Below are 18,702 nucleotides of genomic sequence, written 5' to 3'. Positions count from 1 at the left end.
CCCTAGTCCACCTCGGCCACGGCCTGCGCGAACTGAGCCGCGTACAGCCGCGCGTACGCCCCGTCCGCCGCCAGCAGGGCATCATGCGTGCCCTGCTCCACGATCGACCCGTTCTCCATGACCAGAATCGTGTCGGCGTCACGGATCGTGGAGAGCCGATGCGCGATGACAAAAGAAGTGCGCCCGTGTGCGAGGCGTGCCATCGCCTTCTGGATGAGCACCTCCGTCCTCGTGTCGACGGAGCTCGTCGCCTCGTCGAGCACCAGGATCACCGGGTCGGAGAGGAACGCCCGCGCGATGGTGATGAGCTGCTTCTCGCCCGCGCTCACGCCCGTGCCGTCGTCGTCGATGACCGTGTCGTAGCCGTCGGGGAGCGTCCGCACGAAGCGGTCCGCGTGGGCCGCGCGCGCCGCCTCCTCGATCTCCTCGCGCGTGACGTCCTTCGCCGCTCCGTACGCGATGTTCTCCGCGATGGTGCCGCCGAACAGCCAGGTGTCCTGGAGCACCATGCCGATCCCGGACCGCAGTTCGTCCCGCGACATCCTCGCCACGTCGACGCCGTCGAGGGTGATGCGCCCGCCTGTCACTTCGTAGAACCGCATCAGCAGGTTGACCAGCGTCGTCTTGCCGGCGCCGGTCGGTCCGACGATGGCGACCGTGTGGCCCGGCTCGACGACCAGGGAGAGGTCCTCGATGAGCGGCTTGTCCTCCTCGTAGCGGAACGACACGTGGTCCATCTCGACGCGCCCGCGCAGCTTCTCGGGCCGCTCGCCGGGCACCGGGTCGGTCTCCTGCTCCGCCGCGTCGAGGATCTCGAAGACCCGCTCGGCGGACGCCACACCGGACTGCACGAGGTTCGCCATCGAGGCGACCTGCGTGAGCGGCATCGAGAACTGCCGCGAGTACTGGATGAAGGCCTGCACGTCACCGATGGACAGCGACCCGGAGGCCACCCGAAGACCGCCCACCACGGCGACAAGGACGTAGTTCAGGTTCGAGATGAAGAACATCAGCGGCTGCATGACGCCGCTGTTGAACTGCGCCTTGAAACCGGCCTCGTACAGCTGCTCGTTCTGCTCGGCGAACGCCTTCGCCGACTCCTCCTGCCGCCCGAAGACCTTCACCAGGGTGTGCCCGGTGTACATCTCCTCGACGTGCGCGTTCAGCGCGCCGGTGGTCTTCCACTGCTGCACGAACTGCGGCTGCGACCGCTTGCCGACCTTTGTCGCCACGAAGAACGACAGCGGCACCGTGACCAGCGCCACCAGCGCGAGCAGCGGCGACACCCAGAACATCATCACCAGCACGCCGATGATGGTCAGCAGCGAGTTGATGAGCTGGCCCATCGTCTGCTGCAGCGTCTGGTTGATGTTGTCGAGGTCGTTCGTGGCGCGGCTCAGGACCTCGCCGCGCTGCCGCTTGTCGAAGTACGCCAGCGGGAGCCGGGACAGCTTCGCCTGTACGTCGCCGCGCAGCCGGAAGACGGTCCGGTTGATGGCGCGGTTGGAGAGCCGCGTCGCCACGGCCATCAGCAGGCCCGCCACCACGAACGTGCCGAGGGCGAGCAGCAGGACCTCGCCCACCGCGCCGAAGTCGATGCCCTCGCCGGGCGTGAAGTCGACGCCGGAGAGCATGTCGGCCATGCCGCCCTCGCCCTTGGCGCGCAGACCGTCGAGTGCCTGTTCCTTCGTCGTGCCGTCGGGCATGTCACGGCCGACGATGCCCGCGAAGAGCAGGTCGGTCGCGCGGCCGAGGATCTTCGGGCCGAGCACGGAGAGCGCGACGCTCAGGACGCCGGCCGCGAGCATCCCGTACATCGTGGCCCGCTCGGGCCTGAACTGCGACAGCAGCCGCTTGCCCGAGCCCTTGAAGTCCATGGACCGGGAGTCAGGACCCATCATCGGTCCACCGATGCCACCAGGGGGCATTACGCGGCCTCCGCTTCCGTCAGCTGGGAGAGCACGATCTCCCGGTAGGTCTGATTGCTCTCCATCAGCTCGTGATGGCGGCCCGTGCCCACGACCCGGCCCTCGTCGAGGACCACGATGCGGTCGGCGTCCCGGATGGTCGACACGCGCTGGGCGACGATGACGACGGTCGCCCCGGCGGTCTCCTGGCCGAGCGCGGACCGCAGCGCCGCGTCGGTGGCGTAGTCGAGCGCGGAGAACGAGTCGTCGAAGAGGTAGATCTCCGGGCGCTGCACGAGGGTGCGCGCGATGGACAGGCGCTGGCGCTGACCGCCGGACACGTTGGTGCCGCCCTGCGCGATCGGCGCGTCGAGCCCTTCCTCGAGGCCCTCGACGAACTCCTTGGCCTGGGCGACCTCCAGGGCGTGCCAGAGCTCCTCGTCGGTGGCGTCCGGGTTGCCGTAGCGCAGATTGCTCGCGACGGTCCCGGCGAAGAGATACGGCTTCTGGGGGACGAGGCTCACGGTCTTCGCGAGCAGCGCGGGTTCGACGGTGCCCACGTCCACGCCGCCGACCAGGACCTCGCCCTCGGTCGCGTCGATCAGTCGCGGTACGAGGCTGAGCAGCGTCGACTTGCCGCTGCCGGTCGACCCGATGACGGCGGTCGTCTCGCCGGGCCGGGCCACCAGGTGCACGGATCTGAGGACGGGCTCCTCGGCGCCGGGGTAGCGGAATCCGGCGTCCCGGATCTCCAGGTGGCCGTGGCTGCGCAGTTCGCGCACCGGGGCGGCCGGGGGCACCACGCTGCTGTCGGTGTCCAGGACCTCCTCGATGCGCTCGGCGCAGACCTCCGCGCGCGGCACCATCATGAACATGAAGGTGGCCATCATCACGGACATCACGATCTGCATGAGATAGGCGAGGAACGCGGTGAGCGCGCCGATCTGCATGCCGCCGCTGTCGATGCGGTGCGCGCCGAACCACACGACCGCGATCGAGGAGATGTTCACGACGGTCATGACGATCGGGAACATCAGCGCGAGCAGCCTGCCGGTGCCGAGCGAGACGTCGGTCAGATCGGCGTTGGCCTTCCGGAAGCGCTCCTTCTCGTACGCGTCCCTGACGAAGGCGCGGATGACGCGGTTGCCGGTGATCTGCTCCCGAAGGACCCGGTTCACCGTGTCGAGCCGCTCCTGCATGGTGCGGAAGAGCGGCCGGAGTCGCCGCACGATGAGGCTGACGCTGATGCCGAGGACGGGCACGACGGCGACGAGGACGCCGGAGAGCGGCACGTCCAGGCCGAGCGCCATCACGATGCCGCCGACGCACATGATGGGCGCCGACACCATCAGCGTGAACGACATCAGGACCAGCATCTGCACCTGCTGGACGTCGTTGGTGGTCCGCGTGATCAGCGTCGGAGCGCCGAACTGGCCCACTTCGCGCGCCGAGAAGGACTGCACCCGGTCGAAGACGGCGGCGCGCACGTCGCGGCCGAGGGCGGCGGCGGTCCGGGCGCCGTAGAAGACGGCGCCGATGTTGCAGACCATCTGCACGACGGTGACGGCGATCATGATGCCGCCGAAGGCGAGGATGTAGCCCGTGTCGCCCTGGACGACACCGTTGTCAATGATGTCGGCGTTCAGGCTGGGCAGGTAGAGAGCGGCGCAGGTCTGCAGGAACTGCAGCAGCACCAGCAGGGCGATGGGTTTCTGGTACGGACGCAGGTACGTCCGCAGGAGTCGTATGAGCACGCTCGGTCTCTCGAGGAGTCGGGTGTCGGCAAGTTGGGCGAGGTCGCCCCCATCCTCCGACACCCGACCCGGGGCCGTGCAACCGATTAACCCATGACCGGGTCAAATTTCAGCCCGGGTCAAGAACTGGGCTCACTCAAGAGCCGGTGGGCCCATCAAGAGGGGCCCGTCAAGAGGGGCCCATCAGGAGGAGAAGGCGCCGGGATGCGTCTGCTCCCGTACCGTCGCGTGCTGCTGACGCACCGCCTGCCCCACCGGGAGCTCCTCGCCGGGCTCGAATATCTGGGCCGCCGCCCCCTGCCAGTACGGCAGTTGACCGGTGAGCGCCCACGCCGCCTGCCGTGCCGCGCCGATCGCCGCGTAGTCCGCGGGCTGCGGCACCACGACCTGCGTACCGAACAGCATCGGCGCGGCGGCCTGCACGGCGGGCAGCTCGGCCGCGGCGCCCAGCAGGAACACCCGCCGGACCTCCACCCCGCGCGCCCGCAGTACGTCGAGCGCGTCCCCGAGCCCGCACAGCATGCCCTCGAAGGCCGCCCGCGCCAGGTGCTCCGGCTTCATCGACTCGCGCCGCAGCCCGGTCAGCGTGCCCGCCGCGTGCGGCAGGTTCGGCGTCCGCTCGCCTTCCAGGTAGGGGAGGAGCACCAGACCGTGCGCGCCCGGCGTCGACTTCATGGCGAGCGCGGAGAGCTCCTCCAGGTCGGTGAGACCGAGCATCTCGGCGGTGCCGCGCAGCACGCGCACGGCGTTCGACGTGTGGACGACCGGCAGATGCATCCCGGTCGCGTCGGCGAGCGAGGTGATGATCCCGCGGGCGTCGGTCAGCGCCTCGTGGTGGACGGCCATCACCGAGCCGGAGGCGCCGAGCGACACCACGGCGTCGCCCTGCTGCACCCCGAGCCCGAAGGCCGCCGCCATCGTCTCGCCGGTGCCGGCGGATATCAGCAGGCCCTCGGGCGTCGTCCCGGCGGCCTCGGCGGGCCCGATCACCTCGGGCAGCATCGCCTGGTGGCCCAGGGCCAGTTCGACGAGGTCCGGGCGGTACGCGCCGGTCGCCGCCGACCAGTAGCCGGTGCCCGAGGCGCCGCCGCGGTCGGTCGTGCGCCGGGCGGGCCGACCGAGGAGCTGCCACACCAGCCAGTCGGGCGCCTGGAGGAGACCGGCCACGTGCCGAGCCGCCTCCGGTTCCGTCCTGGCCAGCCAGCGCAGCTTCGTCACCGGCTGCGCGGCCTGGGGCACGCACCCCACGGCCTGCGCCCAGGCCTCGCGGCCGCCGAGCCGGTCGATGAGGTCGACGGCCGCCACCTGCGCCCGCCGGTCATTGCCGACGAGCGCGGGTCGCACGGTGTTCCCGTGCTGGTCGAGCGGTACGAGCGCGTTCTGCTGGGCGGACACGCCGATGGCCTGCACGCCTTCGAGGAGCCCGCCCCCGGCGGCTTCGCCGAGGGAGAGCAGCCAGGCCTGCGGATCGACATCGGAGGGCCGACCGCTCTCGGCGCTCTCCAGCGGATGAGGGGCGTACCCCTGCTTGAGCACGGCGCCCGTGTCCGTGTCACAGACCACGATGCGCGTGAAATCGGGCGAACTGTCCAACCCTGCGACTATCCCCATGCCTGGAATTCTGCCGCACCGCGGGACGTGTCCCGTACCCGTGTTCGCTCGCCGTGCTCCCTGCCGCTAGGTGTTGCTGGTGCCCCAGTCGTCCTCGGCGCCGCCAGGCCCGCGCTCGCGCAGGGAGCGGACCCGGTCGGCGACCGACTCGGGCACCTTGTCCCCGACCTTCTCGGAGACCGTGTGGAAGGCCTTGCCCGCCACCTCGCGCCCCTGCTGGGTCGCGGACTCCACGGTGTTGCGCACGGCGGGGTTCTGCGAGATCTCCCGGGCGGATTTCTTCAACTGCTCGTAACGCTCGCGTCCGGCCCGGGTCCCGAGCACGTACCCGAGGGCCAGTCCCGCCACGAAAGTGAGCCGGTACCGCATGGCTGCCACCCTTTCCCTTGCGTCGGCTTCGCACGTCTGTCACTCGTCTGTCGCTCGCCTGCTGATCGCCCGAGGGATACCGATTGGCGGAGCACCCCCCTGCTTGCGCTAATGTATGTGTCGCAGCGAGCGCGCGCCGCCCGGAGAGTTCCCAGCTAGGTGCGTTCGATGCAACGAGACGATCCCCTGTAGCTCAATTGGCAGAGCAGCCGGCTGTTAACCGGCAGGTTACTGGTTCGAGTCCAGTCGGGGGAGCTCGGTCTCCTGTAGCTCAATTGGCAGAGCAGCCGGCTGTTAACCGGCAGGTTACTGGTTCGAGTCCAGTCGGGAGAGCTGTGACGAAGGACCCTCGAGATGTCTCTCGGGGGTCCTTTTTCCTGCTCGTTCCGTGCCCGGCGGAACCACGCGGGCAGCCCTGCGGTCCTCATGGTCGAGCGATGCCGACCATCCGAAGCAGGAGATCGTATGAGCGGCTATGCTGCGGCAGACGGCGCGCACAAATGTGCGCGACGCGCCGTTAGGGGCGGTAGCTCAGCCGGTTAGAGCAGCGGACTCATAATCCGTCGGCCGTGGGTTCGAGTCCCACCCGCCCCACCTGGGCTCGTCAGTGAAGAAACGATCTGACCTGCCAGAACGTAACAGCGAGGGCCGTCACGTAAACCGTGGCGGCCCTCGTTTCACTCACTCGGCAGGACCGGGCGGCCCTTGCGGCGGCGGGGCCACTTACGGGTGTCCCGGGGTTCCACATAGGGCTCCTCCTCCGGGGGCATTCCGCCGGAGATCGCGCGCTGGCGGGCCAGCTCCGCGTCGAATTCGAGGCCGAGCAGGATGGCCAGGTTCGACAGCCAGAGCCAGATGAGGAAGACGACGACACCGGCGAGGGTTCCGTACGTCTTGTTGTACGACGCGAAATTGGCGACGTAGAGCGCGAAGCCGCCGGAGGCGATCAGCCAGAGCAGGACCGCGAGGGCGCTGCCGGGGCTCAGCCAGCGGAAGCCGGGGCCGCGGACGTTCGGGGCGCGCCAGAAGAGCAGGCCGATCATGATGATCACGAGGACCAGCAGGACCGGCCACTTGGCGATGGACCAGGCGGTCAGCGCCGCGTCGCCCACGCCGATCGCGTCCCCGGCCCGCTCGGCCAGCGGGCCCGTGAAGACCACGATCACCGCGCTGACGGCGAGCAGGATCATCAGGACCACGGTCAGGGCGACGCGGAGCGGGGTCAGTTTCCAGACCGGACGGCCTTCGGGGAGGTCGTAGACGGCGTTGGAGGTGCGGATGAACGCCGCCACGTAACCGGAGGCCGACCAGACCGCGAGCACCAGGCTCACGATCGCCATCACGCCGCTGGTGCCGCCGCTGTCCCCGAGCTGCCGCACCGCGTCGCCGAGCAGATCGCGCACCGGGCCGGGGGCCAGCTTCTGGAGGTTGTCGAGGACCGTGCGCGTCGCCGATTCGCCGATCACGCCCAGGAGCGAGACGAGGACCAGCAGCGCGGGGAAGAGGGAGAGGACGCCGTAGTAGGTCAGGGCGGCGGCCCGGTCGGGCAGGTCGTCGTCCATGAACTCCTTGCCGGTGCGCCGCAGCACCGCCCACCAGGAGCGTGCGGGCAGCTCCGTGGGCTCGTCCGGGGCGGCCCGCTCGACCTCCGGGTCCGGGCCGGTGCCGATGGCCGGCTCGCTGTCGCCGTGAGCCGGATCGCTGTGGCCACGGGCCGGATCGCTGTGGCTGTGGGCCGGCTCGCTGTGGCCCTGGACCGGCTCGCTCTCGCCTTGCGCGTGTTTGTCCTTGCCGAAGAGTGCCATGAGGCGGCGAGTTGACCGGTTCGGGCGGCGTATGCGTGCTCGTTGCCGACGGTGTGGGCACGGCGGCCGGCTTGGAGGTTTCTCCAGGGCGGGGGCTGCGCGGACGCATCTGCCATGGATATCCGTATCAACTTTTACAAATGCGAGCCGATCGCGCTTATCTTGTCGCACATGCAGTCCTACACGATCGGACAGGCCGCGCGTCTTCTCGGAGTCAGCCCCGACACCGCCCGCCGCTGGGCGGACGCCGGCCGGGTCGCCACGCACCGCGACGAGGGCGGGCGGCGGCTCATCGACGGCCGCGACCTCGCCGCGTTCTCCGTCGAGGTCGCGCAGAGCGGCGCCGCGGCCGCCGAGGACGACGCCTCGTACACCACCGCACGCAACGCCTTTCCCGGCATCGTCACCGCCGTGAAGCTCGGTGACGTGGCCGCCCAGGTGGAGATACAGGCGGGCCCGCACCGCCTCGTGTCCCTGCTCACCAGGGAGGCGGTGGAGGAGCTCGGCCTGGAGGTCGGGGTGGAGGCCACCGCTCGGGTGAAGTCCACCAGCGTTCACATCGACCGGACGTAGGACGCCTGGTCCTGCCCGGTTCTGCCCGGTTCTGCCTGGTCCCGTCCGGGGCCTGCCCCGTGCCGTCTCTCGCCGCCCGCCGCTCGGCCTTCCGTAAGGAGCCTGTCCCATGCCCGCCGCATTCCCCGCACGTCGCACCGTCCGCCGTACCGCAGCCGCCGCCGTGACCGCCGCGCTGCTCCTCCCGCTCGCCGCCTGCGGCAGCGACGACGACAGCGGGAGCGGGAAGGACGGCGGCGGCAAGGACGTGAAGCTCACGGTCCTCGCCGCCTCCTCCCTCACCGATGTCTTCGCCACCGCCGAGAAGGCGTACGAGAAGGAGCACCCCGGCACCGACCTGACGGTCTCCGCGGCCGGGTCGCAGGAGCTTGCCGCACAGGTCAAGCAGGGCGCGCCCGCCGACGTACTGGTCACCGCCGACACCAAGACCATGGACGGGCTGAAGGGGGAGACCGGCGAGCCCACCGTCATCGCCAGGAACCGGCTCGTCATCGCCACCCGCGAAGGCAACCCGGACAAGGTCAAGGGGCTCAAGGACCTCGGCGACAGCAAGCTGAAAGTCGTCCTCGCCGACGACACCGTGCCGGTCGGGCGCTACAGCAAGCAGGTCCTCGACAAGCAGGGCGTCGACGTGAAGCCGGTCTCCAAGGAGCCCAACGTCCGCTCCGTGCTGAGCAAGGTCGAGCTCGGCGAGGCCGACGCGGGCATCGTCTACCGGACGGACGCCGCCACCGCGCCCGGCAAGGTCGACGCCATCGAGATCCCGGACGCTCAGAATGCCGTCGCCGCCTACCCGGCCGCGACCCTCAAGAGTTCTGAGAACAGTGAGGCGGCGGCCGCGTTCGTGAAGTGGCTCAGCACGCCTGGGGCGCAGAAGATCCTGCGGGGCGCCGGCTTCCAGAAGCCGTGACCCGTACGCCGGCCGCCATGTCCCGCATCCGTCCGCGCACCCGCACCCGTCCGCCGCTCACGCTGGCCCTTCCCGCGCTGCTCGCCGTCGCCTTCCTGCTGATGCCGCTCGTCGGCATCCTCGCCCGGACCGAGTGGGACCAGCTCGGCACTCATCTGACCACTCCCGGGGTCACCCAGGCCCTGCGGCTCTCGCTGCTCGTGTCGTTCTGGGCGCTGGGGCTCTCGCTGCTGCTCGGGGTGCCGCTGGCCTGGCTGCTCGCGCGCGTGGAGTTCCCGGGCAAGGCACTCGTACGCTCCCTCGTGCTGCTGCCGATGGTGCTGCCGCCCACCGTCGGCGGCGTCGCGCTGCTGCTCGGGTTCGGGCGGCGCGGGCTGCTCGGGCCGTGGCTCGAGGACACCTTCGGCATCGTGCTGCCCTTCCACACGTCGGGTGCGGTGGTCGCGGCGACCTTCGTCGCCATGCCGTTCCTCGTCATCAGCCTGGAGGGCGCGCTGGGCGGGCTGCGGCCCGGGTTCGAGGAGACGGCGGCCTCGCTGGGCGCTTCTCCGGTACGGGTGTTCCTCACCGTCACCCTGCCGATGGTCGCCCCCGGGCTCGCCGCGGGGGCCGCGCTGACCTGGGCGCGGGCGCTCGGCGAGTTCGGCGCGACGATCACTTTCGCGGGCAACCTGCCGGGCACGACCCAGACCCTGCCGCTCCAGGTGTATCTGCTGCTCCAGGACTCCCCGGCGGCCGCGACGTCCCTGTCGCTGCTGCTGCTCGCCATCGCGATGGCCGTACTCGTCGGGCTGCGGGGGCGGTGGACGGCGGGGGCGGTGGGAGCCTCGGGGCGCGTGCGGGAGCCGGTGCGCGGCGAGCCGGACGCGGGTGACGAGCCGGGGGAGGGGGGCGAGCGAGACCTCAAGACGGCAGAGACGGCAGAGACGGCAGAGACGGCAGAGACGGGAGAGACGGGAGAGCAGGACCTCAAGACGGCAGAGGTGGGGGAGAAGTGGGCCCTGCACGCCGACGTCACCGGCTACAACGAACTCACCCTCGACGCCGGACCCGGCACCACCATCGCCGTCGTCGGGCCCAACGGCGCGGGCAAGACCACGCTCCTGCGCGCTCTCCTCGGTCTCACCCCGCGGGCCCACGCACGGCTGCGGCTCGGTGAGCGGGACGTCACCGCGCTGCCGCCGCACCGGCGCGGGGTCGCCTGGGTGCCCCAGGACGGAGCGCTCTTCCCGCATCTGAACGCGCTCGGCAACACCGCTTACGGGCTGCGCGCGCAGGGCGTTCCGCGGGGCGAGGCCCGCCGTGCGGCGCAGACGTGGCTGGACCGGCTCGGGGTCGGGCACCTCGCGCACCGCAGGCCCGCCCAGCTCTCCGGAGGGCAGGCCCAGCGCGTGGCCCTGGCGCGGGCGTTGGCGGCCAGGCCCCGGCTGCTGCTCCTCGACGAACCGCTCGCCGCGCTCGACCAGACCACCCGCGGCCACGTCCGGCACACCCTGCGCCGCCACCTCGACGGGTTCGGCGGGGTCTGCCTCATCGTCACGCACGACCCCGTCGAGGCGGTCTCGCTGGCCGACCGGGTGCTCGTGCTCGACGAGGGCCGTACGTTGCAGGACGCGCCGCCCGCCGAGGTCACCCGGCACCCGCGCTCGCCCTGGGTGGCCCGCATGCTCGGCCGCAACGCCTGGCCCGGTACCGCGGCCGCCGACGGCACGCTCGCGCTGGCGGGGGAGGGGCGCCTGGTCGTCGCCGATCCGCCGGCGGCCGGGACGCGGGCGCTCGCCGTCATCGCGCCGGAGGCGGTGTCCGTGCACCGCGAGAAGCCGCAGGGCAGCCCTCGCAACGTATGGCCGGGGACGGTACGGGAGATCACCACCGCCGGAAGCCGGCTGCGCGTCCTCATCACGTCGCGCGCGGCGCCCGACCTGGTCGCCGAGATCACTCCGCAGGCGGCCCTTGAGCTCGGGCTCGTGGACGGGGCGGAGGTCTGGACGAGTGTGAAGGCGACGGAGGTGTCGGTGGTCGCGCTCTGACGTCCTGACGCCCCGTTACGGCTACAGGGGCGCCTGCCACGTCACCGTCGTGCCCGCCTCCACGCCGTCCGTGTCCCCGTCGTCGTACACCGTCAGGCGGACGCCCTTGCGGCCGTCGGGCAGCGTCGCCCGTACGTCGACCGTCACGTCGACGCGGGTGACGCCGGTACGGCGCGACGCGGCGGCCAGGGCGCGGCGCAGCGCCGCCAGGAGGTGGCCGGCCGCCGGCTCCGTGACGTGGGTGTCGACGGCGCCGGCGAAGTGCACCGACGGCTGGATCCCGAGGACCGCGGCGGCGCCGGCCGTCTCGCGCAGGACCTTGCCGCGGAAGGTGGCGGGGGCGTCGGCGGGCGGCTGCTGGAGCGCGAAGATCGCCGTGCGGACTTCCTGAATGGTGGATTCCAGCTCGTCGACGGCGTGGTCGAGGGTGGACTCGACCTTGGTCGACCGGGCCCTGCGGCGGGTCGACTCCAGCATCATGCCGGTGGCGAAGAGACGCTGGACGACGAGGTCGTGCAGGTCACGGGCGATGCGGTCGCGGTCCTCGAAGACGGCGAGACGCTCCCGGCTCTGCTGGGCGTCGGCCAGCACGAGGGCGAGCGCGGCCTGCGAGGCGAACTGTGTGGCGAGGAGCCGTTCGGCCTGGGTGTAGGCGGGCGCGCCGCGGCGGCGGGGCAGCGCGAGCGTACCGATGAGCCGGCCCCCCGCCTGCAGCGGCAGCATCATGCTGGGCCCGAAGCGGGCGCGGACGTGGGTCGTCATACGGGGATCGGTCGCCGAGTCCTCGACGAACACGGGCTCACCCCCGAGCAGCTGCGCGAGCACGGCGCTACCGGGCTCGATGGTGGTGCCGATGAGGTCGTTGGGGTGCGAGTGGGGGGAGCGGTCGTGGGCCGCTGTCCCCCCGCCCGCCGCGACACGGCTCGGCCTGCGGCCGGTTCCGGTGGGGGCCTGGACGGGGGGTGGGGCTGGGGCCGGAGCCGGAGCCGAGTCTGGGGCCGAAGCCGGAGCTGAGGCCGGAGCCGGAGCCGGAGCCGGAGCCGAATCCGGGGCCGAAGCCGAGTCTGGGACCGCAGCCGCAGCCGCAGCCGCAGCCGCAGCCGCAGCCGGGGCCAGGGCCGAGTCCGAGGCTGGAGCTGGTTTTGGAGCCGGGGCCGAGTCCGAGGCCGGAGTCGGATCCGGGGCCGAAGCCGGGGCCGGAGCCGAAGCCGGGGCTGAGTCCGAGACCGAGTCCGAGGCTGGAGCTGGAGCTGGAGCTGGAGCTGGAGCTGGAGCCGATGCCGGAGCTGAAGCCGGGGCCGGGGCCGAGTCCGAGGCGGGCGCCGAAGCCGAAGCCGAAGCCGGGGCCGAGTTCGAGGCCGGAGCCGAAGCCGCGGTCGCGGTCGAGGTCGAGGTCGAGGTCGAGTCCAGGGTTGAGGCTGAGGCGCCCCACCCGTGGGGTTCGCCGTCCGTCGTGGCGGCGACGATTCGCATGCCGCCCGTCTCCGTGGGCTGCAGGATCACGCCCGCTGCCGCGCCCGCGAGGATGCGTGCCCGGTCGGCGACCGTCATCAGCGCGTCGGACGCGGCCTCGCCGGTGAGGAGGGCCGTGGTGACGGCGGCCGCGCCCTCGATCCAGCGTTCACGTTGGCGGGCGGCCTCGAACAGGCGGGCGTTGCCGATGGAGATGCCCGCCTGGCTCGCCAGGACCTTCAGGAGCTGGCGGTCCTCGTCGGTGAAGGGGGCGTCGTCCGCCTTGTGGGCGAGCAGAAGCGTGCCGAACGGCTCGTCGTGGACGCGGATCGGCACGTGGACGACGGTGCCGTCCGGCTGTGGGCGCACCGTCGGTACGCCGTCGGGGTGGCGGCCGGGGCCGCCCGCCACGAAGACTTCGGCCGGCCCCCCGGGACCGGCGGCCGCGTCGACGGTGAGCGTGCCGAGGCCCGCCCCGGTCAGCCGCGCCGCGCCGTCCACGATGTGCTGGAGCGTGGCGCGGAGTTCGAGGTCCGTGCCGACGCTGAGGACCGCCTCCAGGATCGGCTGCATCGGGGGCGGCGGCGCGTCCGCTCCTTCGGGCGTCTCGGTCACGTACGGCGTACTCCGTGGTCGGTGGCGGCGGAGCGGGGCCCGATCAGCCGGCGAGCGGATTCAGGACCAGGGGCTGGATCTTGCCCTCCAGCATCGCACCGAGCCCGAGAACGGCACACACATCGGGCCGTTCCGCGATTTGTACCGGCATTCCGGTCGCGTCCCGCAGCATCTGGTCGAGCCCGGGAAGCAGCGCGCTGCCGCCGACCAGCATGATGCCGCGGTCCGCGAGGTCGGCCACCAGGTCCGGCGGGCAGTCGCGCAGCACCTTGCCGATGCCGTCGAGGACGGCGGTGAGCGGGGTGTGGATCGCCTCGCGGACCGCGGCCGTGTCCACCTGGACCGAGCGGGCCACGCCCGTCGCGACGTCCCTGCCGTGGATCTCCGTGGACTCCGGCCCTTGCGGGGTGAGGCCGTTGCCGCGCAGGGCGAGCTGGAGGGGGCGTACGGACTGCGAGGGGAGCATCAGTTCGTGCTGGTGGCGCAGGTGCTGCACGATCGCGTTGTCGATGGCCTCGCCGCCCACGGGAACGCGTTCCGCGGTCACGATGGAGCCGAGCGAGAGGACCGCGACCTGGGTGGTGGCGGCGCCGCAGACGAGGATCATCGTCGCCTCGGGGCGCTCCACGGGCAGGCCGCAGCCGACGGCCGCCGCGATGAGCGTGTCCACCAGTTCCACGCGGCGCGCGCCGAGCCCGACCATCGTCTCGACGGCGGCGCGCTGCGCCAGCGGGTCCGCGTCGTGCGGCGTGCAGGCGGCGGCGCGCAGCCGGGGCTTGCGGCGCAGGGTGCGGCGGAGCTTCTCGCCGATCAGGTGGCGCAGCATGCGCTGGGCCATCTCGATGTCGACGACGGTGCCGCCGGAGACGGGGCGGACCACGCGGATGTATCCGGGTGTGCGCCCCGTCATCTGCTCGGCGAAGTGGCCGACCGCGATGAGCGCGCCCGTCCGGGTGTTGACGGCGGCGGCGCTCGGCTCGTCGACGACGAGCCCGGCGCCCTTCACGAACACCCGGGTCCTCGCGGCACCCAGGTCGACGGCGATGTGGCAGCGGCGCAACTGCTCCAGACTGACGGTCATGGCAGAGCCTCCCGAGAGCGCAGACCGTACGGACCGTCGGTCGCCGGTCCTGTCTCGCATCGTGCGGCGGACGCGTGCGGCGCGCGCGCTGGACTGAGCCGGGCGGGGTGCCGCCGCACGGGTGGTCTTCGAGGCGTCGCGGGCAGTGCGGTTGTTCCGATGGGCCCGGAGGTCTCGCCGGGCGACCTCACCGTGCTGGGGCCGGAGCGGCATGCCGTTCCGTGGAGGAGTGCCGGCGCCCACTGGCGGATACATGCCCTGGCGGCTTCCCGCCACCTCCCTCCAACTCCCCTGTAACACAAGGTCGCTGACACTTCTCGCAGCACTCGGGCACCACCCCCTGGCCCGGGTCCGGAGAAGAGAGGCAGCCCCCATGACCAGAGCACCCGTGCGGCGGAGAGCCGCGCTCGTGGCCGCCGCCGGTCTCGCGTTCGCCCTGCTTCCCGCCGGGCAGGGCGGCGCCGTGGCCGCCGACGCCCGCGAGGCCGCGGCAACCCGTGCCGCCCGTACTCCCACAGCTACCCACACCGTCACCCTGATCACGGGCGACAAGGTCACCGTCACCCGGCTTCCCGGCGGCCGGCAGGCCGTCACCGTGGACCGGCCCGCCGGGGCCAGTGGGGCGGTGCGCAGCCGGATCGCGGACGGGCGCGTCACCGTCGTACCGGACGAGGCGCGGCCGTATCTGCGCTCCGGTGTCCTCGACGAGCGGCTGTTCGACGTGACCGGGCTGATCCGGCAGGGGCTCGCGTCGGCGGAGCCGGGGAAGGCCGGCGCCGGGCGGCTGCCTCTCATCGTGACGTACGAGAAGAAGGGACGCGGCGCGCGCGAGTTGCCGCGCGGGGTGGAGAAGGTGCGCTCCCTGGAGAGTGTCGGGGGCGTCGCGGTCGTCGCGGAGGAGCCGGGCGCGCTCTGGCGTTCCGTGCGCGGGAAGGCGTCCGGCATCGGCAAGGTGTGGCTCGACGGGCGCGTCGAGGCCGACATGGCGCGCAGCAACGAGCAGATCGGCACCCCGAAGGCCTGGGAGGCGGGGCTCACCGGCAAGGGCGTCAAGGTCGCCGTCCTCGACACCGGGTACGACGCCGGGCACCCGGATCTCGCGGGACGTGTCGGGGAGTCCAGGAGCTTCATACCGGGCGAGGAGGTCGCCGACCGCAACGGGCACGGGACGCATGTCGCCTCCACCGTCGGCGGCAGCGGCGCCGCGTCCGAGGGCGAGAAGGAGAAGGGCGTCGCGCCCGGCGCCTCCCTCGCCGTCGGCAAGGTGCTCAGCGACGAGGGCTTCGGCAGCGAGTCGGAGATCATCGCGGGCATGGAGTGGGCGGCCGAGGACGTCGACGCCAGGATCGTGTCCATGAGCCTCGGCTCGCAGGAGGCGAGCGACGGCACCGACCCGATGGCCGCCGCCGTGAACTCCCTCTCCGAGCGGACCGGCGCCCTCTTCGTCGTCGCCGCGGGGAACACGGGCGCGCCCTCCTCCATCGGCTCGCCCGGCGCCGCCGACGCGGCGCTGACCATCGGCGCCGTCGACTCCGCCGACGAGGCCGCGTACTTCACGAGCCGGGGCCCGCGCGCCGGCGACCACGCCCTGAAGCCCGACCTGTCGGCACCCGGCGTCGACATCCTCGCCGCCCGTTCCCGGCTCACGGAGGGCGAGGGCTTCTACACCGAGATGAGCGGTACGTCGATGGCGACGCCGCACGTCGCGGGCGCCGCCGCCCTGCTCGCCGAGCGGCACCCCGACTGGACGGGCAGGCAGCTCAAGGACGCCCTCATGTCCAGCTCGAAGCAACTGGACGGCGGGGCCTATGTGTTGGGGGCGGGGCGGGTCAGTGTGTCCGATGCCGTCGACGCGCGGGTCACCGCGACCGGCAGCGTCGACCTCGGCTTCTACGGCTGGCCCTATGAGAGCAATGAGCCGGTGGACAGGGTCATCACCTACACCAACTCCTCCGACGCCGACGTGGAGTTGAGCCTCTCCGTGCAGGGCGCCGCCGACGGCGTCGTCACGCTCGCCGACTCCACCCTCACCGTCCCGGCCCACGGCACCGCGTCGACCACCGTCACCGGGGACGGCGCGAAGGCGCCCGTCGGGAACACCAGTGGAGCGATCGTCGCGACCGCCGGCGGGAAGAAGGCGGCGCACACCGCGTTCGGTCTTGTCAAGGAGGAGGAGCGGTACACGCTCACCGTCCACGTCAAGGACCGCGAGGGCGCCGCGGCCGCCGCCGACCTCGTGGTGCGGCGGCTCGCCGGGGGCACCGAGCCGTTCCCGGCCGCCGTCGGCGGCTCCGGCACCCTGAAGCTGCGCCTGGAGCCGGGCACGTACGCCCTCTCGACCTTCCTCGACGTGCGCGGCGCCAAGGGCGCGGACTCCCTCGGCCTCGGCTTCCTCGCCGACCCGCAGATCCGCCTCGACCGGGACCGCACGGTCACCCTGGACGGGCGGAAGCTGCGCGAGATCAAGGCCGACGTGGACCGGCGCACCGAGACCAGGCAGCTGCTGATGGAGTACGACAGGAAGGCCGGCGGCGCCGAACTGGCGGGCGCCGTCCAGGTGCCCGTGAAGTACGACAGCGTCTTCGCCGCGCCGACCGAGAAGGTCACCGAGGGCAGCTTCGAGTACCGCACCGTGTGGCGGCTCGGGAAGCCGATGGTGGCGGTGAAGGGGTTGCGCGAGGCCGTCGCCCAGCCCGGCGGGACGATCGCCGAGGGGCGGCGGAAGTGGGCGCTGGTGGACGCGGGTGACGGCACCCCGGCCGCGTACGAGGGCAAGGACGTCCGCGGCAAGGCCGTCGTCGTGCGCCGCACGGACGCGGTCGCCCCGGAGCGGCTGGGGCAGGCCGCGCAGGACGCGGGGGCCGCGGCGCTGTTCGTCACGGACGACCGGGCGGGCCGGCTGAACGCCTGGTTCGGCACGGACGACAACGGCGACCGGCCACTGCAGATCGCCACGGTCGACGCCGCCGACGGGGCCCGGCTCCTCGCGGCGGCGAAGGCGGGCAGGACGATCGAGAGCACCGGCACCCGCAACACGCCCTACGTGTACGACCTTTCCGAGGGCCACGAGGGGGCCGTCCCCAAGGGCGACCTCACGTATGAGCCGGGGAAACGTGAACTCGCCGTGCTGAGCACGAAGTTCCACGCGGTGAAGCCCGCGGCGGGTGGCGAGTACCGGTACTCGATCACCGACACGTTTCCCGTCGGCTTCGGCTTCCAGGAGAAGATCGACTATCCGGCCGAGCGGACCGAGTACGTCTCCACGGGCAGGGGCCAGCTGTGGCACGAGTCCGTCTCCACCGGCCCCGGGGCGCTGGAGGAGCGCAGCGGCCTGGTCGCCTACAAGGGCGGCAAGCGCACCGGCCTCGACTGGTTCAAGCCGGTGCTGCACCCCTGGCTCGGCACCGGACTCGGCTGGGGCCAGACCCGCACCGGCAACGACCTGGCCTTCAATGTGCCCGGCTGGGGCGACTCAGGACCCGACCACACCGGCTTCGGCGACGTCTGGAGCGAGGAATCGATGACGCAGGTCAGCGAGGTCTTCGTGGACGGCGTGAGCGCCGACCGGCGCAAGAGCTCGGGCGTGTACGTGTGGGACGCGGACCCCGCCGAGCACACCTACAAGGTCGTGACCGACACGACGCTCGACCCCGGGCGGTGGCACCTCGCGACGAAGGGGCACGCGGAGTGGACGTTCCGGTCCAAGGAGACCCCGGCGGGCAGGAAGACGTTCCTGCCGCTCCTGAACCTCGGGTTCGACGTCGACACGTCCCTGGCGGGTGACGTGCGGGGCGGGCGGACCGTGCCGGTGGGGATCTTCGCGGAGTACGTCGAGGGGGCGGCGGACACCGGCACCATCGGGCGCGGGAAGCTGGCCGTCTCGTACGACGAGGGCGCGACGTGGCGCAACGTCGCCCTGGAGTCGGTGAGGAGCGGCGGGAAGGCGTCGTGGGAAGGGAAGTTGAAGATTCCCGGAGACGCCGGGTCCGTGTCCTTGCGGGCGTCCGCCGGCGACGACCGGGGCGGGTCGGTGACCCAGGAGATCATTCGGGCGGTGGGGGTGGAGTAACCGGAGGTCAGGGGGTGACGGACCGCGGCCCGGCCGGGGGCTCGGGTTCGAGCACGAAGACCGGGATCACGCGGTCCGTCTTCTCCTGGTACTCGGCGTACGGCGGATACGCGGCGACCGCGCGCCGCCACCACTGGGTCCTCTCGTCCGCGGTGAGCTCGCGGGCCGTCATGGTCTGTCGGTCGGGGCCGTCCTGGAGATCGACCCGCGGGTTGGCCTGCAGGTTGCGGTACCAGACCGGGTGGCGCGGGAAGCCGCCCTTCGAGGCCACCGCCGCGTACCGCCCCTCGTGTTCCACGCGCATCAGCGGAACCTTGCGGATCCTGCCGCTCTTCGCGCCGCGCATCGTGACGATGACGACCGGCAGGCCCGTGTCCCAAAGGGTCGTGCCCTGTGTGCCGCCCGAACTCTCGTACAGCTCGACCTGTTCGCGTATCCACCGCGCCGGACTCGGGTCGTACTCGCCCTCGAGAGACATCGCATCCGCCCCACTGTCGCGTACGGAAAGAGATGGGAACAGTCCAGC

12 protein-coding genes and 3 tRNA genes are annotated in these 18,702 nt (G+C 72.0%); 7 read left to right on the top strand and 8 right to left on the bottom strand.

The genetic code is table 11. The annotated features are described in order from the left end of the window. Nucleotides 1-2: 2 nt before the first annotated feature. From ACI2L3_RS01385 to ACI2L3_RS01370, 4 genes are all read right to left on the bottom strand, one after another. Entirely contained in the window at nt 3-1,901 is a 1,899-nt protein-coding gene (locus ACI2L3_RS01385) for an ABC transporter ATP-binding protein (protein ID WP_404750238.1), read from the bottom strand. A 26-nt stretch (nt 1,902-1,927) separates the two neighbouring features. Further along, nucleotides 1,928-3,661 carry an ABC transporter ATP-binding protein gene (locus ACI2L3_RS01380; protein ID WP_404750237.1) on the bottom strand — a complete coding sequence of 578 codons (1,734 nt, stop codon included), beginning with the start codon at nt 3,659-3,661 and terminating at the stop codon, nt 1,928-1,930. Nucleotides 3,662-3,844: 183 nt separating this feature from the next. Further along, on the bottom strand, nt 3,845-5,272 hold the full coding sequence (locus ACI2L3_RS01375; protein ID WP_404750236.1) for an FGGY-family carbohydrate kinase: 1,428 nt from the start codon (nt 5,270-5,272) through the stop codon (nt 3,845-3,847). A gap of 66 nt (nt 5,273-5,338) precedes the next feature. Beyond that, nucleotides 5,339-5,641 (bottom strand): YtxH domain-containing protein, encoded by a 303-nt coding sequence (locus ACI2L3_RS01370; RefSeq protein WP_404750235.1) that lies wholly within the window; start codon nt 5,639-5,641, stop codon nt 5,339-5,341. A gap of 182 nt (nt 5,642-5,823) precedes the next feature. On the opposite strand from ACI2L3_RS01370, the gene ACI2L3_RS01365 reads away from it, so the two are divergent. The 3 genes from ACI2L3_RS01365 to ACI2L3_RS01355 all read left to right on the top strand — a co-directional run bounded on the left by ACI2L3_RS01365 (nt 5,824) and on the right by ACI2L3_RS01355 (nt 6,235). Continuing rightward, nucleotides 5,824-5,896: transfer RNA gene (locus ACI2L3_RS01365), tRNA-Asn, on the top strand. Nucleotides 5,897-5,901: 5 nt separating this feature from the next. Further along, a tRNA-Asn gene (locus ACI2L3_RS01360) sits at nt 5,902-5,974 on the top strand. A 187-nt stretch (nt 5,975-6,161) separates the two neighbouring features. Beyond that, nucleotides 6,162-6,235 (top strand) — tRNA-Ile (locus tag ACI2L3_RS01355). 83 nt (nt 6,236-6,318) lie between these two features. Here ACI2L3_RS01355 and ACI2L3_RS01350 read toward each other — a convergent pair. Then, nucleotides 6,319-7,446, bottom strand: coding sequence for a YihY/virulence factor BrkB family protein (locus ACI2L3_RS01350; RefSeq protein WP_404750234.1), 1,128 nt, complete (start codon nt 7,444-7,446; stop codon nt 6,319-6,321). A 171-nt stretch (nt 7,447-7,617) separates the two neighbouring features. Between ACI2L3_RS01350 and ACI2L3_RS01345 the strand changes: the two genes are divergently transcribed. From ACI2L3_RS01345 to ACI2L3_RS01335, 3 genes are all read left to right on the top strand, one after another. Next, nucleotides 7,618-8,019, top strand: a complete 402-nt coding sequence (locus ACI2L3_RS01345) for a molybdopterin-binding protein (protein ID WP_404750233.1) — start codon at nt 7,618-7,620, stop codon at nt 8,017-8,019. 109 nt (nt 8,020-8,128) lie between these two features. Further along, nucleotides 8,129-8,929, top strand: coding sequence for a molybdate ABC transporter substrate-binding protein (modA, locus tag ACI2L3_RS01340; protein ID WP_404750232.1), 801 nt, complete (start codon nt 8,129-8,131; stop codon nt 8,927-8,929). A gap of 17 nt (nt 8,930-8,946) precedes the next feature. Next, nucleotides 8,947-10,959 (top strand): ABC transporter permease, encoded by a 2,013-nt coding sequence (locus ACI2L3_RS01335; protein WP_404750231.1) that lies wholly within the window; start codon nt 8,947-8,949, stop codon nt 10,957-10,959. A gap of 21 nt (nt 10,960-10,980) precedes the next feature. Here ACI2L3_RS01335 and ACI2L3_RS01330 read toward each other — a convergent pair whose 3' ends face one another. Beyond that, the gene (locus ACI2L3_RS01330; protein WP_404750686.1) at nt 10,981-12,984 is read right to left on the bottom strand and encodes a GAF domain-containing protein; all 2,004 of its coding nucleotides are present in this window, start codon (nt 12,982-12,984) and stop codon (nt 10,981-10,983) included. A gap of 85 nt (nt 12,985-13,069) precedes the next feature. After that, nucleotides 13,070-14,107, bottom strand: coding sequence for a rod shape-determining protein (locus tag ACI2L3_RS01325; protein WP_404750230.1), 1,038 nt, complete (start codon nt 14,105-14,107; stop codon nt 13,070-13,072). 373 nt (nt 14,108-14,480) lie between these two features. Between ACI2L3_RS01325 and ACI2L3_RS01320 the strand changes: the two genes are divergently transcribed. Further along, complete coding sequence (locus ACI2L3_RS01320) at nt 14,481-18,176, top strand: S8 family serine peptidase (RefSeq protein WP_404750229.1); 3,696 nt, start codon at nt 14,481-14,483, stop codon at nt 18,174-18,176. Nucleotides 18,177-18,183: 7 nt separating this feature from the next. On the opposite strand, the gene ACI2L3_RS01315 is transcribed toward ACI2L3_RS01320, so the two are convergent. Next, nucleotides 18,184-18,654: a nitroreductase family deazaflavin-dependent oxidoreductase gene (locus ACI2L3_RS01315; RefSeq protein WP_404750228.1), complete on the bottom strand. Its 471-nt coding sequence runs from the start codon at nt 18,652-18,654 to the stop codon at nt 18,184-18,186. Nucleotides 18,655-18,702: the final 48 nt, after the last annotated feature.

The organism is Streptomyces sp. NPDC029674 (assembly GCF_044903205.1).
Taxonomy (GTDB): domain Bacteria; phylum Actinomycetota; class Actinomycetes; order Streptomycetales; family Streptomycetaceae; genus Streptomyces.
The sequence above is the reverse complement of the archived record's forward strand: the minus strand, read 5'-3'. Positions and strand labels throughout refer to the sequence as shown.

Bases quoted from the DNA above. Each gene is read 5' to 3' on its own strand.
- ACI2L3_RS01385 (WP_404750238.1), bottom strand. From the start codon at position 1,901: ATGATGGGTCCTGACTCCCGGTCCATGGACTTCAAGGGCTCGGGCAAG.
- ACI2L3_RS01375 (WP_404750236.1), bottom strand. From the start codon at position 5,272: ATGGGGATAGTCGCAGGGTTGGACAGTTCGCCCGATTTCACGCGCATC.
- ACI2L3_RS01370 (WP_404750235.1), bottom strand. From the start codon at position 5,641: ATGCGGTACCGGCTCACTTTCGTGGCGGGACTGGCCCTCGGGTACGTG.
- ACI2L3_RS01350 (WP_404750234.1), bottom strand. From the start codon at position 7,446: ATGGCACTCTTCGGCAAGGACAAACACGCGCAAGGCGAGAGCGAGCCG.
- ACI2L3_RS01345 (WP_404750233.1), top strand. From the start codon at position 7,618: ATGCAGTCCTACACGATCGGACAGGCCGCGCGTCTTCTCGGAGTCAGC.
- modA (WP_404750232.1), top strand. From the start codon at position 8,129: ATGCCCGCCGCATTCCCCGCACGTCGCACCGTCCGCCGTACCGCAGCC.
- ACI2L3_RS01335 (WP_404750231.1), top strand. From the start codon at position 8,947: ATGTCCCGCATCCGTCCGCGCACCCGCACCCGTCCGCCGCTCACGCTG.
- ACI2L3_RS01330 (WP_404750686.1), bottom strand. From the start codon at position 12,984: ATGCAGCCGATCCTGGAGGCGGTCCTCAGCGTCGGCACGGACCTCGAA.
- ACI2L3_RS01325 (WP_404750230.1), bottom strand. From the start codon at position 14,107: ATGACCGTCAGTCTGGAGCAGTTGCGCCGCTGCCACATCGCCGTCGAC.
- ACI2L3_RS01320 (WP_404750229.1), top strand. From the start codon at position 14,481: ATGACCAGAGCACCCGTGCGGCGGAGAGCCGCGCTCGTGGCCGCCGCC.
- ACI2L3_RS01315 (WP_404750228.1), bottom strand. From the start codon at position 18,654: ATGTCTCTCGAGGGCGAGTACGACCCGAGTCCGGCGCGGTGGATACGC.